This window comes from Streptomyces europaeiscabiei, assembly GCF_036346855.1.
In the GTDB taxonomy this organism is placed as follows: domain Bacteria; phylum Actinomycetota; class Actinomycetes; order Streptomycetales; family Streptomycetaceae; genus Streptomyces; species Streptomyces europaeiscabiei.
The window spans coordinates 887615-903868 of record NZ_CP107841.1; the positions used below are offsets into that span (position 1 = coordinate 887615).

General features: G+C 74.1%; 9 protein-coding genes and 2 pseudogenes. 5 read left to right on the top strand and 6 right to left on the bottom strand.

Translation table 11 applies throughout. From position 1 onward, the window contains the following. The first annotated feature begins 58 nt into the window (after positions 1-58). From OG858_RS04145 to OG858_RS04155, 3 genes are read left to right on the top strand one after another with little or no spacing between them, the layout of a single operon-like run. Entirely contained in the window at positions 59-1219 is a 1161-nt protein-coding gene (locus OG858_RS04145; RefSeq protein ID WP_327743102.1) for an ATP-binding protein, read from the top strand. Next, a complete protein-coding gene (locus OG858_RS04150; protein WP_328545127.1) occupies positions 1216-5130 on the top strand; it encodes a vWA domain-containing protein in 3915 nt (1304 codons plus the stop codon). The genes OG858_RS04145 and OG858_RS04150 overlap by 4 nt, the downstream gene beginning before the upstream one ends. Next, complete coding sequence (locus OG858_RS04155; RefSeq protein WP_319261894.1) at positions 5127-7148, top strand: SWIM zinc finger family protein; 2022 nt, start codon at positions 5127-5129, stop codon at positions 7146-7148. The genes OG858_RS04150 and OG858_RS04155 overlap by 4 nt, the downstream gene beginning before the upstream one ends. 213 nt (positions 7149-7361) lie before the next feature. Here OG858_RS04155 and OG858_RS04160 read toward each other — a convergent pair whose 3' ends face one another. The 5 genes and pseudogenes from OG858_RS04160 to OG858_RS04180 form a co-directional block, all read right to left on the bottom strand. Further along, positions 7362-8438, bottom strand: coding sequence for an ion transporter (locus OG858_RS04160; protein WP_319065223.1), 1077 nt, complete (start codon positions 8436-8438; stop codon positions 7362-7364). A gap of 130 nt (positions 8439-8568) precedes the next feature. Beyond that, positions 8569-9591, bottom strand: coding sequence for a hemolysin family protein (locus OG858_RS04165; RefSeq protein WP_086753567.1), 1023 nt, complete (start codon positions 9589-9591; stop codon positions 8569-8571). Next, positions 9588-10931, bottom strand: a complete 1344-nt coding sequence (locus OG858_RS04170; RefSeq protein WP_327749320.1) for a hemolysin family protein — start codon at positions 10929-10931, stop codon at positions 9588-9590. The genes OG858_RS04165 and OG858_RS04170 overlap by 4 nt, the downstream gene beginning before the upstream one ends. Positions 10932-11135: 204 nt before the next feature. Further along, positions 11136-11461 (bottom strand): annotated as a pseudogene (locus tag OG858_RS04175) (response regulator transcription factor); the annotation flags it as partial. Between the two features lie 616 nt (positions 11462-12077). Beyond that, complete coding sequence (locus OG858_RS04180; protein ID WP_319261900.1) at positions 12078-12659, bottom strand: TetR/AcrR family transcriptional regulator; 582 nt, start codon at positions 12657-12659, stop codon at positions 12078-12080. Between the two features lie 123 nt (positions 12660-12782). Here OG858_RS04180 and OG858_RS48075 point away from each other — a divergent pair. Then, positions 12783-13225 (top strand): annotated as a pseudogene (locus tag OG858_RS48075) (hypothetical protein); the annotation flags it as partial. A gap of 54 nt (positions 13226-13279) precedes the next feature. On the opposite strand, the gene OG858_RS04185 reads toward OG858_RS48075, so the two are convergent. Continuing rightward, entirely contained in the window at positions 13280-14938 is a 1659-nt protein-coding gene (locus tag OG858_RS04185; RefSeq protein WP_319261903.1) for an acyl-CoA dehydrogenase family protein, read from the bottom strand. Between the two features lie 76 nt (positions 14939-15014). Between OG858_RS04185 and OG858_RS04190 the strand changes: the two genes are divergently transcribed. After that, complete coding sequence (locus OG858_RS04190) at positions 15015-15833, top strand: PaaX family transcriptional regulator C-terminal domain-containing protein (RefSeq protein WP_319065219.1); 819 nt, start codon at positions 15015-15017, stop codon at positions 15831-15833. Positions 15834-16254 lie beyond the last annotated feature (421 nt).

The following is a 16254-nucleotide window of genomic DNA, read 5'->3' on the forward strand; positions in this document are numbered from 1 at the left end:
TCCCCCTCCCCCCCCGGAACGACAGACAGACCTGCCGACCCACTGAGCAAGGACATTCATGACCCCGACCGACACGGCGACGGCCCTTCCGGCCCGGCAGACCCTGCCCGCCGAGGAGCGCCACGCCACCGAACTCGACTTCCTCGCCGCCCATGACGAAGGCCCGCGCCCGCCCGGCTGGCGCCTGACCCCGCGTTCCGTGGTCACCTTCGTCTGCGGCAGCGGCGGCGAGACCCTGAAGCTGGCCAAGCCCCACGAGACGCTGCCCGACAAGCTGGTGATCGCGCCCAAGTTCGTCGGCGAACGCGCCCTGGTCGAGCGATGCGTGGTCACCCTCGCCGGTGAGCGCGGCCTGCTGCTCGTCGGCGAACCCGGTACGGCCAAGTCGATGCTCTCCGAGCTGTTGTCGGCCGCCGTGTGCGGCACCAGCGCGCTCACCGTGCAGGGCACCGCCGGCACCACCGAGGACGCCTTCCGCTACGGCTGGAACTACGCCCTGCTGCTCGCCCAGGGGCCGACCCCGCAGGCGCTGGTCGACTCGCCGGTGCTCGGTGCCATGCGCTCCGGCCGGGTGGCGCGGGTCGAGGAGATCACCCGCTGTCTGCCCGAGGTGCAGGACGCCCTGGTGTCGATCCTGTCCGACCGCCGGGTGAACGTGCCCGAGCTGTCCGGCACGGACGACTCCCAGGTCCCGGCCGCGCCCGGGTTCACCGTCATCGCCACGGCCAACCTGCGCGACCGGGGTGTCTCGGAGATGTCGGCCGCGCTCAAGCGGCGCTTCAACTTCGAGACCGTGCACCCGATCGCAGACGTGGACGCGGAGACGGCCCTGGTCCGGCGGCAGGCCGAGGCGGCCGTCCAGCGGGCGGGCGCGGCCTTCGGCGTGGACGACGCGGTGCTCGACGTGCTGGTCACCGTCTTCCGCGATCTGCGCGAAGGGCGCTCCGCCGAGGGCTGGGACGTGGAGCGGCCCGGCACGGTGATGTCCACCGCCGAGGCCGTGCAGGTCGCGGCCTCCCTCGGGGTGGCCGCCGCGTACCTGCCCGGCGGGGACGCCCTCGACCTCGTCCCCGGGCACCTGCTGGGCGTGGTCCGCAAGGACGACCCGGCCGACCACGCCCGGCTGCTCGGCTACTGGGACGGTCCGGTGCGCCGTCGCGCCGAGGACGGTTCGGCGACGTGGCGTCGCCTCTGGGACCTGCGGGAGAACCTTCGGTGACGATTGCTCAGGAACCGCGGACGGCCGTCACGGCCCTCGCCGACTCCGCCGCGCCGTACCTGCTGGGGGTACGGCACCACAGCCCGGCCCTCGCCGCGGCCGTGCCCGCCCTGCTGGACGCCTCCGGTGCCGAGGTCGTCTGCGTGGAGCTGCCCGCCGACTTCCAGTCCTGGCTTCCCCACCTCGCCGCTCCGGGCACCCTCGCCCCGGTCGCGCTGGCCGGGGCCGGTGAGGGCGGACGGCTCGGCTTCTACCCGTTCGCCGACTTCTCCCCCGAACTCGCCGCGCTGCGCTGGGCACGCGAGCGCGGGGTGGAGGTGATCTGCTGCGACCTGCCGATGTCGGATCCGGCATGGAGCGCGGACCGAGCGGAGTTCGACGCGGGCCGGCCGGGGACGGACCTGGACGGGCCGGGGACGGGCACGGACCGGTCGGCGCCGGGCCCGAACGGACCGGGGGCGGACACGAACCACCCGGGATCGGGCCCGGGCAGCGTGAGGACGAGACCGGGGGAAGCGGAGTCGGACGCGGGCCGCCCGCCGTCGGACGCGGATCGCCCGGAAGCGTCCGCTGACCGCCCGCAGCCAGGCGGGAGCGGCATCGCCACGGCCGAGGGGACTCGGAGCGTGGTCACCACAGGCACCACCGTCTCCACCCCCACCGCCTTCGCGGTCGCGCTCACGGCCGCCGGGACGGGACGGGACGGTGACGACCTGTGGGACCGCTGCGTGGAGGTGCTCGCCCCCGGCTGCGCCCCCGAGGCGATCCGTCGTGCCGCCCTCGGCGTGGGGTGGGCGCTGCGCAGCGATGCCGAGTCGGCGGGCGGCGTGCCGTCGGTGGATCTGGCCCGCGAGGCTCACATGCGTGACACGATCGCCCGCGCGGCGGCGGGCGGCCGCCGGGTCGCGGCTGTGATCGGCGCCTTTCACGCCCCGGCTCTGACGGACGGGTCCGGAACCGGTGGGTCCGCGGCCGACCGTGCGGGGGCGGAGAGTGCGGTGCCTGCCCCGCGCGTGGTCGGCGGCACGGCCGGGGCCCGGGGAGCGGATCTCGTCGGGGAGCACCCGCCCGTCGTCACCTCACTCGTCCCGTACGCCTTCGACCTGCTGGACTCCCGTTCCGGGTACCCGGCGGGCATCCGGGACCCGCGCTGGCAGCAGGCGGTGTTCACGGCCGGGGGCGATCCCGGGCTGCTGCAGGGCGCCGCCGCGCGGGCGATCACCGATGTGTGCCGGGAACTGCGAGCGGCCGGGCACACCGCGGGCACGGGCGAGGCCACCGAGACCCTGCGGATGGCGTGCGACCTGGCCAGTCTTCGGGGACTCGCGGCCCCCGGCCGGGGCGAGGTTTTGGAGGCCCTGACGGCGGTGATGGGCCAGGGCGAGCCTCTCGGCCGGGGCCGGGCCCTCGCTCGGGCCCTCGAAGTGGTCCTGGTCGGCACGGACCGGGGCCGGATCGCGCCGGGCACACCGCGTTCCGGTCTCGGCCCGTCCGTGGAGGCGGAGTTGGCCGCACTGCGGCTGCCCGGCCCGGACGATCCCGCCTCGCGCGAGCTCCGGCTCGACCCGCTCCGCTCCGCCCTCGACGGCCGCCGCGAGACCCTGCTCCAGCGCCTCGCGGCTTGCGGCGCGGGTTACGGCGAGGCCGTGGAGGTGGCGGGCACGGGCGACGGTACGGCGCTCACCACCCGATGGCGGCTGTCGTGGACGCCAGCCGTTCCCGTACGGCTCGACCTGGCCGGGATACGGGGCGTGACCGCGGCTCTGGCCGCCGAGGGCACCCTGCGGGAGACCTTCCGCAGGGAGTCGGCGGACGGCGGGCCCACCTGCGCCCTGGTTCTCTCCGGGCTGCGCGCGGCAGCTCGCTGCGACCTGCCCGCGCTGGTCGCCGACCGTCTGGCCGACGCCGCCGCCGTGCTTCCCGCGGCGGCCACGCTCCCCGAACTCCTCGAAGCACTCGACCTGTTGGAGGCACTGCGCCGCGGCCATCTGCCCGGCACCACGGCCGAGGGCAGGCTGTCGGCAGCCGAACTGGCCGTCGACCTCCTGGAGGCAGCCGTCCGCGCACTGCCCGGCCTCGCGGGCAGCGACCAGCCGGAGGACGCCGCCGCGCTCGTCGCACTCGCCTCGCGGGCCGGCGAACACCGCCTCGGCCTGCGCATGGACGACGCACTGGGCACCCTCGCACGCACCGGTTCCCCGTTGATCCAGGGTGCGGCCCTGGCCGCCCGGGTCCTGCTCGACCTGGACGCCGCCGACACCCTCGGGGCGCGGGGCGCCGGCTGGATCGACACGGCCACCGGCCCCGACGGCCGCCTCGCGCTGGCCCGCCGTCTCACCGGCCTGCTCAGCGGCGCGGCCCCGCTCCTGCAGTCCGCGCCGACCGCGCTGGACCCGCTGCTCGACCGTGTCGACACGCTCACCGACCAGGCTTTCCTGGACCGGCTGCCCGCCCTCCGGGGCGGCTTCGACACGCTCACCCCGGCCGGCCGCGACCATCTCCTCGACACCGTGACCGAACGCCTCGGCGACCGCCTCGACCTGTCGCTCAGCGCCTCACCGGCACTCCTCGCGCTGTGGACGGCGGCGGACAGGGCGGGCCTGGCGGCGGTCGACTCCCTGCGGCTGCCGACCGGTACGGACACGGTGGGGCCGCTCAAGGGCGCGGACGCCACCGGCGTCTCGCAGACCCCCGCGCACTCCGCCGGACCGAGAGCCTCCGTCGGCCGCGCGGCCACCAGGACTGCCGAAGCCCCAGCGCCCGCCACCCCGCTCCCCGGCCTCCTCCACCTCACCCCCACCGACCGATGGCGGCTGCTCCTCGGCCGGGAGAGCGAGAAACTGCCGCAGGACGCACGCCGATACGCGCACGCGCTCGACGAGCTGTACGGCACCGGCCGGGGCGAGGGCTCCTCGGATCTCGGCCGGGGTACCGGCAAGGGTCGGGGCGGCGGTCAGGACGCGTCGTTCCCCACGGCCCGGGAGTGGGCCGAGGAGCTGGACGCGCTGTTCGGCGCGGAGGTCCGCGAGGAGGTGCTGGCTCGGGCGGCCGACCAGGGCCGTACGGACGTACTGGCCGAGCTGGACCCCAAGGCCGTCCGCCCCTCGGTCGACCTGCTGACGTCCGTGCTGTCCCTCGCCGGAGGGATGCCCGAGCAGCAACTGGCCAGGCTGCGCCCGCTGGTACGGCGTCTGGTCGACGAACTGGCCAAGGAACTCGCCACCCGGATGCGCCCCGCGCTCACGGGTCTGGCGACCCCGCGTCCGACCCGCCGCCCCGGCGGCCGGCTCGACCTGCCACGCACGCTGCGGGCCAACCTGGCCCACGCGCGCCGCACGGCGGACGGCCGGACCGTGGTCGTGCCGGAGCGGCCGGTGTTCAGCACCCGGTCCCGCAAGGAGGCGGACTGGCGGCTGGTCCTCGTCGTCGACGTGTCCGGGTCGATGGAGGCTTCCGTCATCTGGTCGGCGCTGACCGCCGCCGTCCTGGGCGGGGTGCCCACACTGTCGACGCACTTCCTGGCGTTCTCGACCGACGTGATCGATCTGACCGACCGGGTGGACGACCCGCTGTCCCTGCTCCTGGAGGTACGGGTCGGCGGTGGCACCCACATCGCGGCGGGGCTGGCCCATGCCCGTTCCCTGGTGACCGTGCCCAGCCGGACCCTCGTGGTGGTGGTGAGCGACTTCGAGGAGGGCTACCCGCTGGGCGGGCTCCTCGGCGAGGTACGGGCGCTCGCGGGTTCCGGGGTGCATCTGATGGGCTGTGCCGCCCTGGACGACACCGGCACCCCGCGCTACTCGGTGCCTGTCGCCCAGCAGCTCGTCGCGGCCGGGATGCCGGTCGCCGCCCTCAGTCCCCTCGCCCTCGCCCGCTGGGTGGGCGACCGCCTCCGCGGAGAGAACCGATGAACGCCGAACTGCCCCCGGTGGCACCCGACGTGGTGGCCGCCGCCGTCGAGAGCCTGACCTCACGGCTGCGCAAGAAGCTGGATGCCGCCATCGAGACGTACGCGGCAGTGCCCGTCACGGTCGACGGCGGTGCCCTGCGCGTCCGGTGCGGCGAGGACGCCGAAGTGACGCTCACGCCCGGACCCTCGGGCGCGGTGACCGACGCGGAGCGAGCGGTGTGCAGTTGTCTGCTCGCACCCCGGTGTCTGCACCGCGCCGCCGTCCTGAGCGCCTGCCCGGTGGCCGACTCCGACGCGACGGCCGACGCGGAGCCGGAGGTCGGCCCTTCCTGTACGTCAAAAGCCCTCCACGAAAGCGAAAGCCAGAGTGAGGCTCCGTCAACCGGCGACCCGCAGGCCGCACGCACCACGGACCCACCGACAACCGATGAACCCATCGGCGCCGCCGGCCCGACCGCCACCGGCGATCCCCGCAGCGCGGGAAGAGCCGAAGGCACCGGCGCCGCCGAGAGCACCACGGGTACGCCACGCCCTGCCGAAGCGAACGCCCCCACCCCCGCCCAGGTCGCCGCCGCGGCCGGCCTCTGGGCGGCCACCGCGGCCGTGCTCGCCGCCGGGGTCCCCTCAGCGGGAGCGGTGCCGCAGGCGGAGTTGTTGCGGGCCGCGCACACCGCCCGGCTCGCCGGGCTGCACCGCGCCGAGGCGGCCGCCCTGCGGGTCGTGCGCGGGCTGCGCGGCGCCCGTGCGCGGCACGACGGCCACCGGCTGGCCGACCTGGTCGCCAACGTACGGGAACTGCTGCTCACCACCGGCCTGTTGTCGGCGGCGGACCCGGATCCCGCCCTCGTCGGCACGGCCCGCCGCGCCTACCGGCCGGGCGGCGGTCTGCGGGTGCACGGTGTGTGCCGGGAGCCGGTGATCTCGGCCACCGGCTACGGCGGTGTCGTCACCCATCTCGTCTCCGACGACGGGCGCTGGTTCTCCGTCGCCGACATCAAACCGGGCGGCCCGGCCCGCGCCCGGGGTGCCGCCACGGCCACCGTCGCTCTCGGCTCCGGCGCCCTCGACCACGCCCAGCTCTCCCGTGGCGGGCTGCTGATCTCCGGCGCCACGCTCTCCCCGGACGGCCGACTCGGTTCCGGCAAGGGCGTGCGGGCCACTCCGCTCGCCGGTCTTTCCTGGACGTCGGAGCCGCTCGCTTCCCTCTTCACCCGTCCCTTGGCTGAGGCGGTCGCCGAACGGCTCACCGGCAGCCCCGGCGCCGACCCCGAACAGGCCGAGCAGGCCGCGCGCACGCTGATCGGCTGCGACCTGGTCCTCGTCGGCGCGGCGGGCGACCACCTGCTCGCCCGCGAGCTGTCCACCGCCGGGCATTCGGCAGCCGAGGGCCTCCTCGTCCGGCTGACGCCGGCCAACGGTCACCCCGACCTCGCGCACACCGCCAACTTCCGTCAGCTCGCCGCCCGGCCCGGCCTGCGGCTGCGCGTGCTCGGCCGCCTCGAACCCGATCGCGCCGCCACACTCCGCCCTCTCGCGATCGGCCCGGTCCCGGACACGGACGCGACGCTGCGGCTGCCGGACGGCTGGCAGGGCCACGCCGATCTGGGTTACGACCGGCTCCAGGGCGCGCACTTCCCGCCACCGGGCGACCTGCCCACCATGGACGGCCTCGTCGGTGTCCCGCCCGACCCACTCGCCGAGGCCCCGTTGTGGCGGCTGCGCCGACTGGTCGAGGTCGCCGTGTCCGGGGGCCGCCGCGCGGTCGCCGAGCCGGCCCGCGACGGCGACCGGAACGGAGGCGTAGCCGCCCTGCGGCGCAGCGGGTTCCGTGCGGCCGCCGACCTGTCGACCGCGCTCACCGCGGAGGCCGACCGCCGCTCCCGCGATGTCTTCGGCCGCATCACCGACCCCGACCCGGACCGCTACGCCCGCGCCTGGCTCGCCACCGCGGTCTACCTGGCCGGCACCGAACGGGCCCTGGTCCAGGCCACCTGGCAGCCACCGGCCTCCGGCAGCTGACCGTCGGCGACCTCCGCACGACGCGTCCGGCCCCGCCTCCGCCGGCCGGGTCGGACGCGTCACCGCCACCCGCTTCCCTCTCCCTGCAGGGCAGTCAGGGTGATCCGACGGATCTCGGTGCGGTACTGATCGCGGTGGGGGTGCGGGAGGGACCCTCGGGGCCACGCTGCTCACCCAGCCCGGTACCGAACGGGCCGAGACGGATTCCCCTATTCAGTTCCGGCCCGAGGGCTGCGGAACCGGCTCCTCCGCCTCCCTGCGCCGGGAGGGCTCCTCGTGCCGGGACGGCAAGCCCTGGCGGAGGCTCGATTCGAGGGCGTCGAGGGCCTCTCGGGCGGCCAGGATCCGGACGCGCAGTTCGTCCTCGGCGGCAGCGGTGCACCCGCCTGTCGCCGGCCGGGCAGCACCCGGCGCACGGCCCCTCTCCTGGTGTCCCGGCTCCCTCTCCTGCTCTCCCGGTTCCGTCTCCTGTCTCCCCGGTTCCGTCTCCCGCTGTTCCCGTTCCGCCATCTCCTGTTCCCGCTCCTGTTCCCGTTCCATCTCGCGGGCCTCGTCGAGGGAGCTGATGACGACACCGATGAGGACGTTGACGAGGACGAAGGAGGCGAACAGGACGTAGGAGGCGTAGTAGACGATGCTCCAGCGGGAGATCTCCAGGCCTGCGCGGACCGCGTCGCCGAGGCCGTCCAGGGTCATCAGGAGGAAGAGGGTGAGGACGGCGCGGCCGAGGGAGCCGAAGTGCTCGGGGTCGTGGTCGGCGAAGAAGACCCAGCCGACCATGGCGTAGACGTACAGGAGCAGGGCGCCGACGAGCAGGAAGCTGAAGGTGCCGGGCAGGCTGCGGCCCACGGCGACCATGAAGACACGGAGTTGGGGCAGGAAGCGGGCGGTGCGCAGGACACGGGCCAGACGCAGCAGCCGCAGGACGGTGCCGTTCTCGCGGGCTACGGGCAGGAACGCGGAGACCACGACGGTCAGGTCGAACAGGTTCCACGGGTCGCGGAGGAAGTCGCGAGGGCGGTCGGCGTGCGCACAGGCACGCAGGAGTATCTCGACCGTGAAGGCGACCAGGAAGGCGTGCTCGGCGAGGCGTAACCACACGCCCCAGCCCGCCACCAGCGCGCTGTACGTCTCCACGCCCAGCAGCGCCGCGTTGGAGAGGATCAGGGCGAACACGGTGACGCCGAACCAGCGGGCCTCCGTGACGGCGCGGGCCCATTCCGCGAGCGCCCGGCGCAGGGGCCGCCGGTCCGTGGACGTACGGTCGTGCTGGTCGTGCTCATCGGTCATCCTGCTGTACCTGCTCCTTCGCGCAGCGCGATGTCCCGCCGACCGGGGCGGTCGGCGGGACCGGTTGAGCGATCACGCTCCAGGAGACTTCTACCGCACTGTCGATGCGGGGTGTGTCGAGGGCGGCCGGTCAGGCCGCCCGGGGTTGCAGATAGCGGGCCAGCAGGTCGTCCAGGCTGACCAGCCCGGTGAGGCGGCCCGTGTCGTCGCGGACGACGGCGAGGGTGGCACGATGCCGGCGCAGGACGTCGATCGCGTCGGCCACGGTCGCGTCGTCCGGCAGTTCCGGTACCGGGCGGGCGAGGGCACGGGCCGTGACCGCGCGGCCCTTCGTCCGGGCGACCAGGGCGTCGCGGGCGTGGATCGAGCCGAGGACGGTGGTGTCTTCGGCGCGGACGAGGAGGCGGGTGCGGTCGTGTGCGGTGGCGGCGCGCAGGACGGTCTCGACGTCGGCGTCCGCGTCGACGGCGGTGATCTCGGCGACCGGGACCGCGAGGTCGCGCACCGGGGTCCCCGGCTCCGTCAGCGAGCGGGTGATCAGCTGGGAGTCGGCCTCGCTGATCAGGCCGAGGCGCTGCGACTCCTCGACGAGATGGGTGAGCTGCTCGCGGTTGTGGACGGAGGCCAGCTCGTCGCGCGGGGTGACCCTGCACAGTCGTACCAGGGCGTTGCTGACCTGGTTGAGCACCCCGATGAGCGGTCGTACGGATCTGACCACGGCCCGGAAGGGCGGGGACAGCAGCATGGCCGAGCGCTCGGGGTGGGCGATGGCCCACGACTTGGGCGCCATCTCCCCGACCACCATGTGCAGGAAGACCACGACCACCATGGCGACGGCGAACGCGACGCCGTAGCTGAGCGCGCTGGGCAGGCCCAGGTCGTGCAGCAGGGGGTCGAGTTCGTGCGAGATGGCGGGCTTGGAGACCGAGCCGAGTCCCAGGGTGCAGACGGTGATGCCGAGTTGGGCGCCGGCCAGCATCAGGGACAGCTCCCGCATACCGGCGAGGGCCGCCCTGGCGCCGCGTCGGCCGGTGGCGGCGGCCTGTTCCATGCGGTGGCGTTTGGCGGCGACGAGCGCGAACTCGGCGGCGACGAAGAACCCGCTGCCGATCAGCAGCAGGACCGTGACGAAGAGCGCCATGGGGAAGCTCATGCCTGTTCCTCCTCGCGTTCGCGCACGGGCTGCCGCTCCAGGCGGACCCGATCCGGTACATGCCGGTCGAGGGTGCGTACGTCGATGACCGCGAGCCCGCCGTCGGGCAGGTCCACGGTGAGCCGGTCGCCGATGGCCGGGAAGCGGCCGAGGCGGTCCACGACCAGACCGGCGACGGTGTCGTAGTCCTCCTCCTCGGGCAGTTCGACACCCGTGGCGTCGGCGACCTCGTCGAGGCGGCGCCCGGCGTCCACCAGCCAGCCCACCCCGTCGGCGACGGCGAGTTCGGTGACGGTGTCGGACTCGTCGGCGATGTCGCCCACCAGTTCCTCGGCGATGTCCTCGTACGTGACGATGCCGGCTACTCCGCCGTGTTCGTCCAGGACCACGGCGAACTCGTCGTCCTGCTCCCGCATCCGCGTCACCGCGTCGGGCAGCGGCAGGGTGTCCGGCAGGAGCAGCGGGCGGCGGGCGAGAGCACCCGCGGTGGTGGCGGTGAGGGGTTCGGCGGGCAGCCGCATCAGTTCGCGGACGCCCAGCACGCCGGTGACGTCGTCCGGGTGGTCGCCGAGCACCGGGTAGTTCGAGTGGCCGTACTTCGCGATCAGCTCGACCGCCTCGGCGGCGGAGGCGTCCGCGCGGACGAAGACGGCGGCCACGCGCGGCACCATCACCTCGTCGAGTGTCCGCTCGGAGAACTCCAGGGCGTGGTCGAGCAGTTCGGCGGTGTCCTTGGGCAGCTCGCCCTGTTCGTGGGACTCGCCGATGAGGTGGCCCAGCTCCTCCAGGGTGGCACCGTGGTGCAGTTCCTCGACGGGCTCGATGCCCACCTTGCGCAGCAGTCTGTTGGCCACGCCGTCGAAGATGTGCACCACCGGGCCCACGACCTTCAGATACACGAGTGTGGAGCCGGCCAGCGACTTGGCCAGCCGCTCCGGGACGGCCAGCGCGAGGTTCTTCGGGGCCAGCTCGCCCAGCACCATCTGGACGACGGTGGCCGCGACGAAGGCCAGGGCGACGGAGATCCCGCCGACCGCGCCCTGCGGGACGCCGACGCCGGTCAGGGCCGGTTCGAGCAGCGCGGAGACGGACGGCTCGGCGATGAAGCCGACGACCAGGCCCGTGACGGTGATGCCCAGCTGGGCGCCGGACAGCATGAACGACAGCCGCTCCAGCACCGTCAGGGCACGGGCCGCCCGCCGGTCGCCCGCCTCCGCCTCGCGCGCGAGGGCGAGCCGGTCCACGGAGACGTACGCGAACTCCTGGGCGACGAAATAGCCCGTACCGGCGGTCAGGACGAGGACGGCCAGCAGGCCGAGTACGGCGTTCACGGCACTCATCGAGCACCACCCCGTCGCGTGCCGCGATCGAGACCGGCGTCCAAGGTCTGGCGGGGTGGTCGGGGACTGTGTCCCGGGGGGTCCGTCGGTCTGGCGGACACGGGCTTGCTCCTTCAGTTGATGTGCAGCACGTGAACGATTCCGACCCGATCTTCGTTCCCCACCGCGATCACGCCCGTCCGGGCGCGGCGGTCCCCCGCTGTCTCAGGAGTCCCTGGCTCTGACCAGTCCCTTCTCATACGCGATCACGACGGCCTGGGCGCGGTCGCGCAGGTTGAGCTTGGAGAAGATGCGGGCCACGTGGGACTTCACGGTGGCTTCGCTCAGGGTGAGCCGGGCGGCGAGTTCCGTGTTGGACAGGCCGCGGCCGAGGAGGGTCAGGACCTCCAGTTCGCGGGGGGGTTCAGGGCGGCGAGGTCGGCGTGCGCGGCGGAAGGGTGAGCGGCTTCCGTGGCGAAGCGTTCCACCAGCCGTCGGGTGATGGTGGGGGCCAGCAGGGCGTCACCGGTGTCGACCAGCCGTACGGCGGCCAGTCCAGAGCGGCGCCGCCCTCTCAGCCATCGGCAAGACACTCCGCACCTGGCTCGACGAGGCCGACCGGGTTCTGGTCGCGGCCGGTGCGGGGCCGAGCCTGGCCGCCGGGTACGACTACGGCGACGCCGACCGCTTCAAAGAGCTGCTCCCCGCGCTGTACGGGCTCGGTCCGCGCTCGGGCTGTCAGCGGCGCGGGCGCCCTGTCCGCCAGCAGTCCGCGACGATCGAGGAGGCGTTCGCCTCGCGCGCCTCCTACAACGCCCCGCCATGGCAGCTCGACGCCCGGGTCTCCACCTGCACGGCCGTCTCGACGGGCGGGCTCGACGGCGTCAGCAGCGCCGCCCCCGAGCCCGCCGGCCACCCCGCCCGCTCGCTCGCCGACGTCCTCCGGCCCCTGTCGCGACGATGCCGCGCACCCCCTACGACGGCTCGTCCGGGCGCGGCGCCCAGCCTTCGGCGTTGCCCTGGCCACCTACCGCGCCCCGAGGATCCTGGACGAACCGGTCGATCGGACCGCGCCCGCCGCCGAACCTCCGCCGGGCGACTGGACGCAGCGTACGCGCGGCGCTGAACCTGTTCGGCACCGAAGTGGCACGAACCGGCCCGGCGGTCTCACTTCCGGCCGGGCGCTCCCGTGCGCAGGCCGCGCATGACGAGGTCAAAGAGACCGGCTACCCGCCGCTGCCAGTCGCCCTGCGGGTCGATCTGCCAGATGCCGGCGATGGCGAGGACGAAGTCGTCGGCGCTCACTCCCGGACGGATGGTGCCGGCTTCGTGGTTGGCATTGAGCAGGAGTTCGATCGCTGCCACCAGGAGCGGGTATCCGGGTTTCGCCGGGGCTCCCGTCGCGGCGGTGGCCCGGCGCAGCGCGTCCGCCAGGCCCGCCTTGGCCGTGGCGTAGCGGGCGAGGCCGTCCATCCACTCCCGCAGGGCCTGGTCGGGCTCCCGGTTCCGCAGCAACTCGGCGGCACTGTCGATGAGTTGCTGAACCTCCTGGCGGTGGACCTCCAGGACCAGCGCCTCACGGCTGGGGAAGTTGCGGTAGAACGTGGCCTGCCCGACGCCCGCCTTCTTGGCGATCACGCTGATCGGGACGTCGGCGGAACGCGACAGTTCGGCCAGCGCCACCTCCAGGATGCGCTCACGATTCCGCAGTGCGTCGGACCGCTGGGGCACCTCACTCGTCGACACCACTCGCCCTCCGCCCTGACACACGTTCGGCACTGACGGACAGATATCCACTTAGGGCTACCTTACCGCGATTTACGGCCAGTACGAACGTCTGTCCGCCACCCCGCCACCGTCATGACGATCGCCATGGAGCGGCGTGCCATCCCGCTACAACGATCACCACAGGAGGAACCCGCGACCGTGAACACCGCGAACACCGCGCAGGGCTGTCCGAGCCTGGAGCAGCGCCGGGCGTCCGCCGGGACACTGACGGACGCCGTGCTCATGCCCGAGGTCGGCCGGTTCGCCCCGGCCGCGCGGGCCGGATTCCAGGCGCACTTCGGACTGGCGCCAGGGCGTCAGGGCGTCAGGGCGTCAGGGCGTCAGGCCATCGAGCGGGTCCTGGCCGCGCCGGCCGAGCCGGCTGCATTCCGCAGCCCGCGCCGACGTGGTGGGTCGATCTCCGGGGCGAAGACGAGGCCAGCTGGGGTTCCGGCGGCGGAGTCCTCTCGGTCCTCTCGGCCCTCTCGCTTCTCGACAGCGGTGTGTTCACCGAGGAGAAGGCCGACGCGATCCGCACGGCCGTCGGCACCCGAGGCCCCGGCCGCAGGGGGTCGGCCCCGCCTGAGACGCCGGCCGCTCCGTCACGCGGCCGGCAGGGCCCGCCGCAGGATTCCGTCCAGGTCGGCGGAGCCCGGGAGGGTGCCGTAGGCGTACCCCCAGTCGCCGTCGAGCCGGGTCGCGCAGAAGGCGTCGGCGACCGCGGCCGGGGCATGGCGGACCAGCAGGGCGGCCTGCAGGGTCAGAGCCATCCGCTCCACCAGACGCCGGGCACCGGCCTGGTCGGCCTCGCGGACCGCGTCCTTGAGCCGGGTGGTGGCCGCGTCGAGCCGGGCGTTCGCGCCCCGGGCCAGGGCGAGTTCGGCGAACAGCGCCTCCGCGGTGCCGGGGTTCCGGGTCAACGCCCGCAGCACGTCGAGGGCGTTGACGTTGCCCGAGCCCTCCCAGATCGACAGCAGGGGTGCCTCGCGGTAGTGGCGGGGCATGCCCGAGTCCTCGACGTAGCCGTTGCCGCCCAGGCACTCCAGCGCCTCCGCGGTGAAGGCCGGGCCCCGCTTGGTCACCCAGTACTTGCCGACGGCGGTGGCGATCCGGCGGAACATCCGCTCGCCCTCGTCCCCGCGCACCGCCCGGTCTGCGGCGCCGGCCAGCCGCAGGGTGAGGGTGGTGGCCGCCTCGGACTCCAGCGCGAGATCGGCCAGGACGTTGCGCATGAGGGGCTGGTCGAGCAGTCTCGCGCCGAACGCGCTTCGGTGGCGTGCGTGGTGACCCGCCTCGACGAGCGTCCTGCGCATCAGCGTCGCCGAGCCCATCACGCAGTCGAGGCGGGTGCAGTTGACCATCTCGATGATGGTCTTCACCCCCTGCCCCTCGGGCCCGACCCGCCAGGCCACGGTGCCGTCGAACTCCGGCTCCGAGGACGCGTTGGAGCGGTTGCCCAGTTTGTCCTTGAGCCGCTGGATGCGGAAGGTGTTGCGGCTGCCGTCGGGCAGGACGCGCGGCACCAGGAAACAGGTCAGCCCGTCCGGCGCCTGGGCCAGCACCAGGAACAGGTCGCACATCGGCGCCGACGTGAACCACTTGTGCCCGCGCAGGGTGTAGACACCGGGCTCGGCACCGGGCGTCGCCGTCGTCGTGTTCGCGCGTACGTCGCTGCCGCCCTGCTTCTCGGTCATCCCCATCCCGGCGAGCAGTCCGCGCTTGTCGGTGGGCACCCGCAGGCCCGGCTCGTACTCCCGGCCGGTCAGCAGCGGTTCGTACACGGCGGCCAGTTCCGGCTGCCGACGCAGCGCGGGCACGACCGCGTACGTCATCGAGGTCGGACAGGTGTGCCCGGCCTCCGTGTGGCCCCACACCAGGGCGCCCGCGATGCGCGCGACATGGGCGCCGGGCCGGTCGTCCGCCCAGGCCGCGCCCGCCAGGCCCTCGCCCACCGCGGTCCGCATCAGGTGGTGCCAGCCGGGGTGGAAGTCGGCCTCGTCGACGCGGTTGCCGTAACGGTCGTGGGTACGCAGTTCCGGCGTGTACCGGTTGGCCTGCTCGGCCCACTCCTGCGCCTCCACGCCACCGGCGGTGAGCCCCAGCCGCCGGACGTCCTTCTCGGCCCACTCCGCACCCTCCCGGCGCAGCCCCTCCAGCAGCGCCACGTCCTCGGAGGCGTCGTACGGGGCGAGGGGCGGCGGCTGGTTGGTGACGTCGTGCGTGGCGTACTGCGGCTGTGTGTGCGCGAGTATCGAGACCATGCGGCGAGTATTGCACTATCTCTGCGGTCGCAGCCATTCTGCAACAGTGATCGAGTGCCCCGTACAGTACGGGGTCATGCAGACGAACGCGCCGGGGCGGCCCACCGAGCTCGAACTGCGGCCGCTGTCGGCGCGGTCGGTCGTCCTCAGCCTGCTGCTGGGCATGCATCCGCCGGAGCTGCCCGTGAAGGACCTGGTACGCCACGTCGAGGCGTTCGGGGTCTCCGGGTCCACGCTGCGGGCCGCGCTCAGCCGAATGGTGTCGGCCGGGGACCTGCGGCGCGCGGACGCCGTGTACCGCCTCAGCGACCGGCTCCTCGACCGGCAACGCCGCCAGGACGAGTCGGTGCACCCCGGGACCCGGCCGTGGAACGGCGACTGGGAGATGGTCGTCGTCACCACGGCCGGCCGCCGCCCCGCCGACCGAGCCGACCTCCGCACTCGCCTGACGGCCCTACGACTCGCCGAGCTACGGGAGGGCGTGTGGCTGCGCCCTGCCAACCTGCGGCGCACCCGGCCGCCGGAACTCGGCCCGACGGTGCAGTACTTCACCGGCCGCCCGGAGCAGCCAGCCCGGAATCCGACCGCCGGAGACTCGAAGGCCGAGGACCTGGCCGCGGGGGACGGCCACCTGCCCGCCGGGAACTTGGCGGCGAGCCTGTGGCCGCTGGACGCCTGGGCCGCCACCGCCGAGGCACTGCTCGCCCATATCGAGCGGACCCGACGGCCCGCCGACCGCTTCACCGCCCTCGCGGCTGCCGTACGGCATCTGCTCGCCGACCCCGTCCTGCCCCCCGAACTCCTGCCGGAGGGCTGGCCCGGACCCGAGCTGCGGGCCGCGTACACGACGTACCGGCGGGAGCTGGTCGAGACGGTACTGCGACGCGTGGACTGAGAGACGCACGCCGTTGCCACGCCGTGCGACGTGCCGCCAGGAGCACCGTGCACCGAACCACGGTCGGCAGGGGCGCCGGCCACGGGTGACTCCGAGGACCGAACACGCCCCGCGCGCGCTCGGCGACGCCCCGCCCACCCGGCTCTTCCCGGCCGGCCCCGGCGATCGACTCTTGTACGTCGGCCCCGACCCTCCACACCGCGGTCGGGCGAGGCTTCGGCTCCCGTACCGCCGAGGCGATCGAGCCCGTACCGCACGGCTTCGAGCTCGCCGTCGAGGCCACCGGCCGCGTCGGCCGACTGACCCTCGCCGTCCGGTCCCTCGCCCCGGAGGGTGTGTGCGAGTCGGGCGGGCCACCGCTTCCTGCCGGGCGAACCGCCCCTGCTCGACATGCCCCTCACCGGCGTCACCCTGCGCTCCC

Coding starts and splice junctions, on each gene's coding strand:
- OG858_RS04185 (WP_319261903.1), bottom strand. CDS start 14,938: ATGGTCTCGATACTCGCGCACACACAGCCGCAGTACGCCACGCACGAC.
- OG858_RS04165 (WP_086753567.1), bottom strand. CDS start 9,591: ATGAGCTTCCCCATGGCGCTCTTCGTCACGGTCCTGCTGCTGATCGGC.
- OG858_RS04160 (WP_319065223.1), bottom strand. CDS start 8,438: ATGACCGATGAGCACGACCAGCACGACCGTACGTCCACGGACCGGCGG.
- OG858_RS04170 (WP_327749320.1), bottom strand. CDS start 10,931: ATGAGTGCCGTGAACGCCGTACTCGGCCTGCTGGCCGTCCTCGTCCTG.
- OG858_RS04145 (WP_327743102.1), top strand. CDS start 59: ATGACCCCGACCGACACGGCGACGGCCCTTCCGGCCCGGCAGACCCTG.
- OG858_RS04190 (WP_319065219.1), top strand. CDS start 15,015: ATGCAGACGAACGCGCCGGGGCGGCCCACCGAGCTCGAACTGCGGCCG.
- OG858_RS04155 (WP_319261894.1), top strand. CDS start 5,127: ATGAACGCCGAACTGCCCCCGGTGGCACCCGACGTGGTGGCCGCCGCC.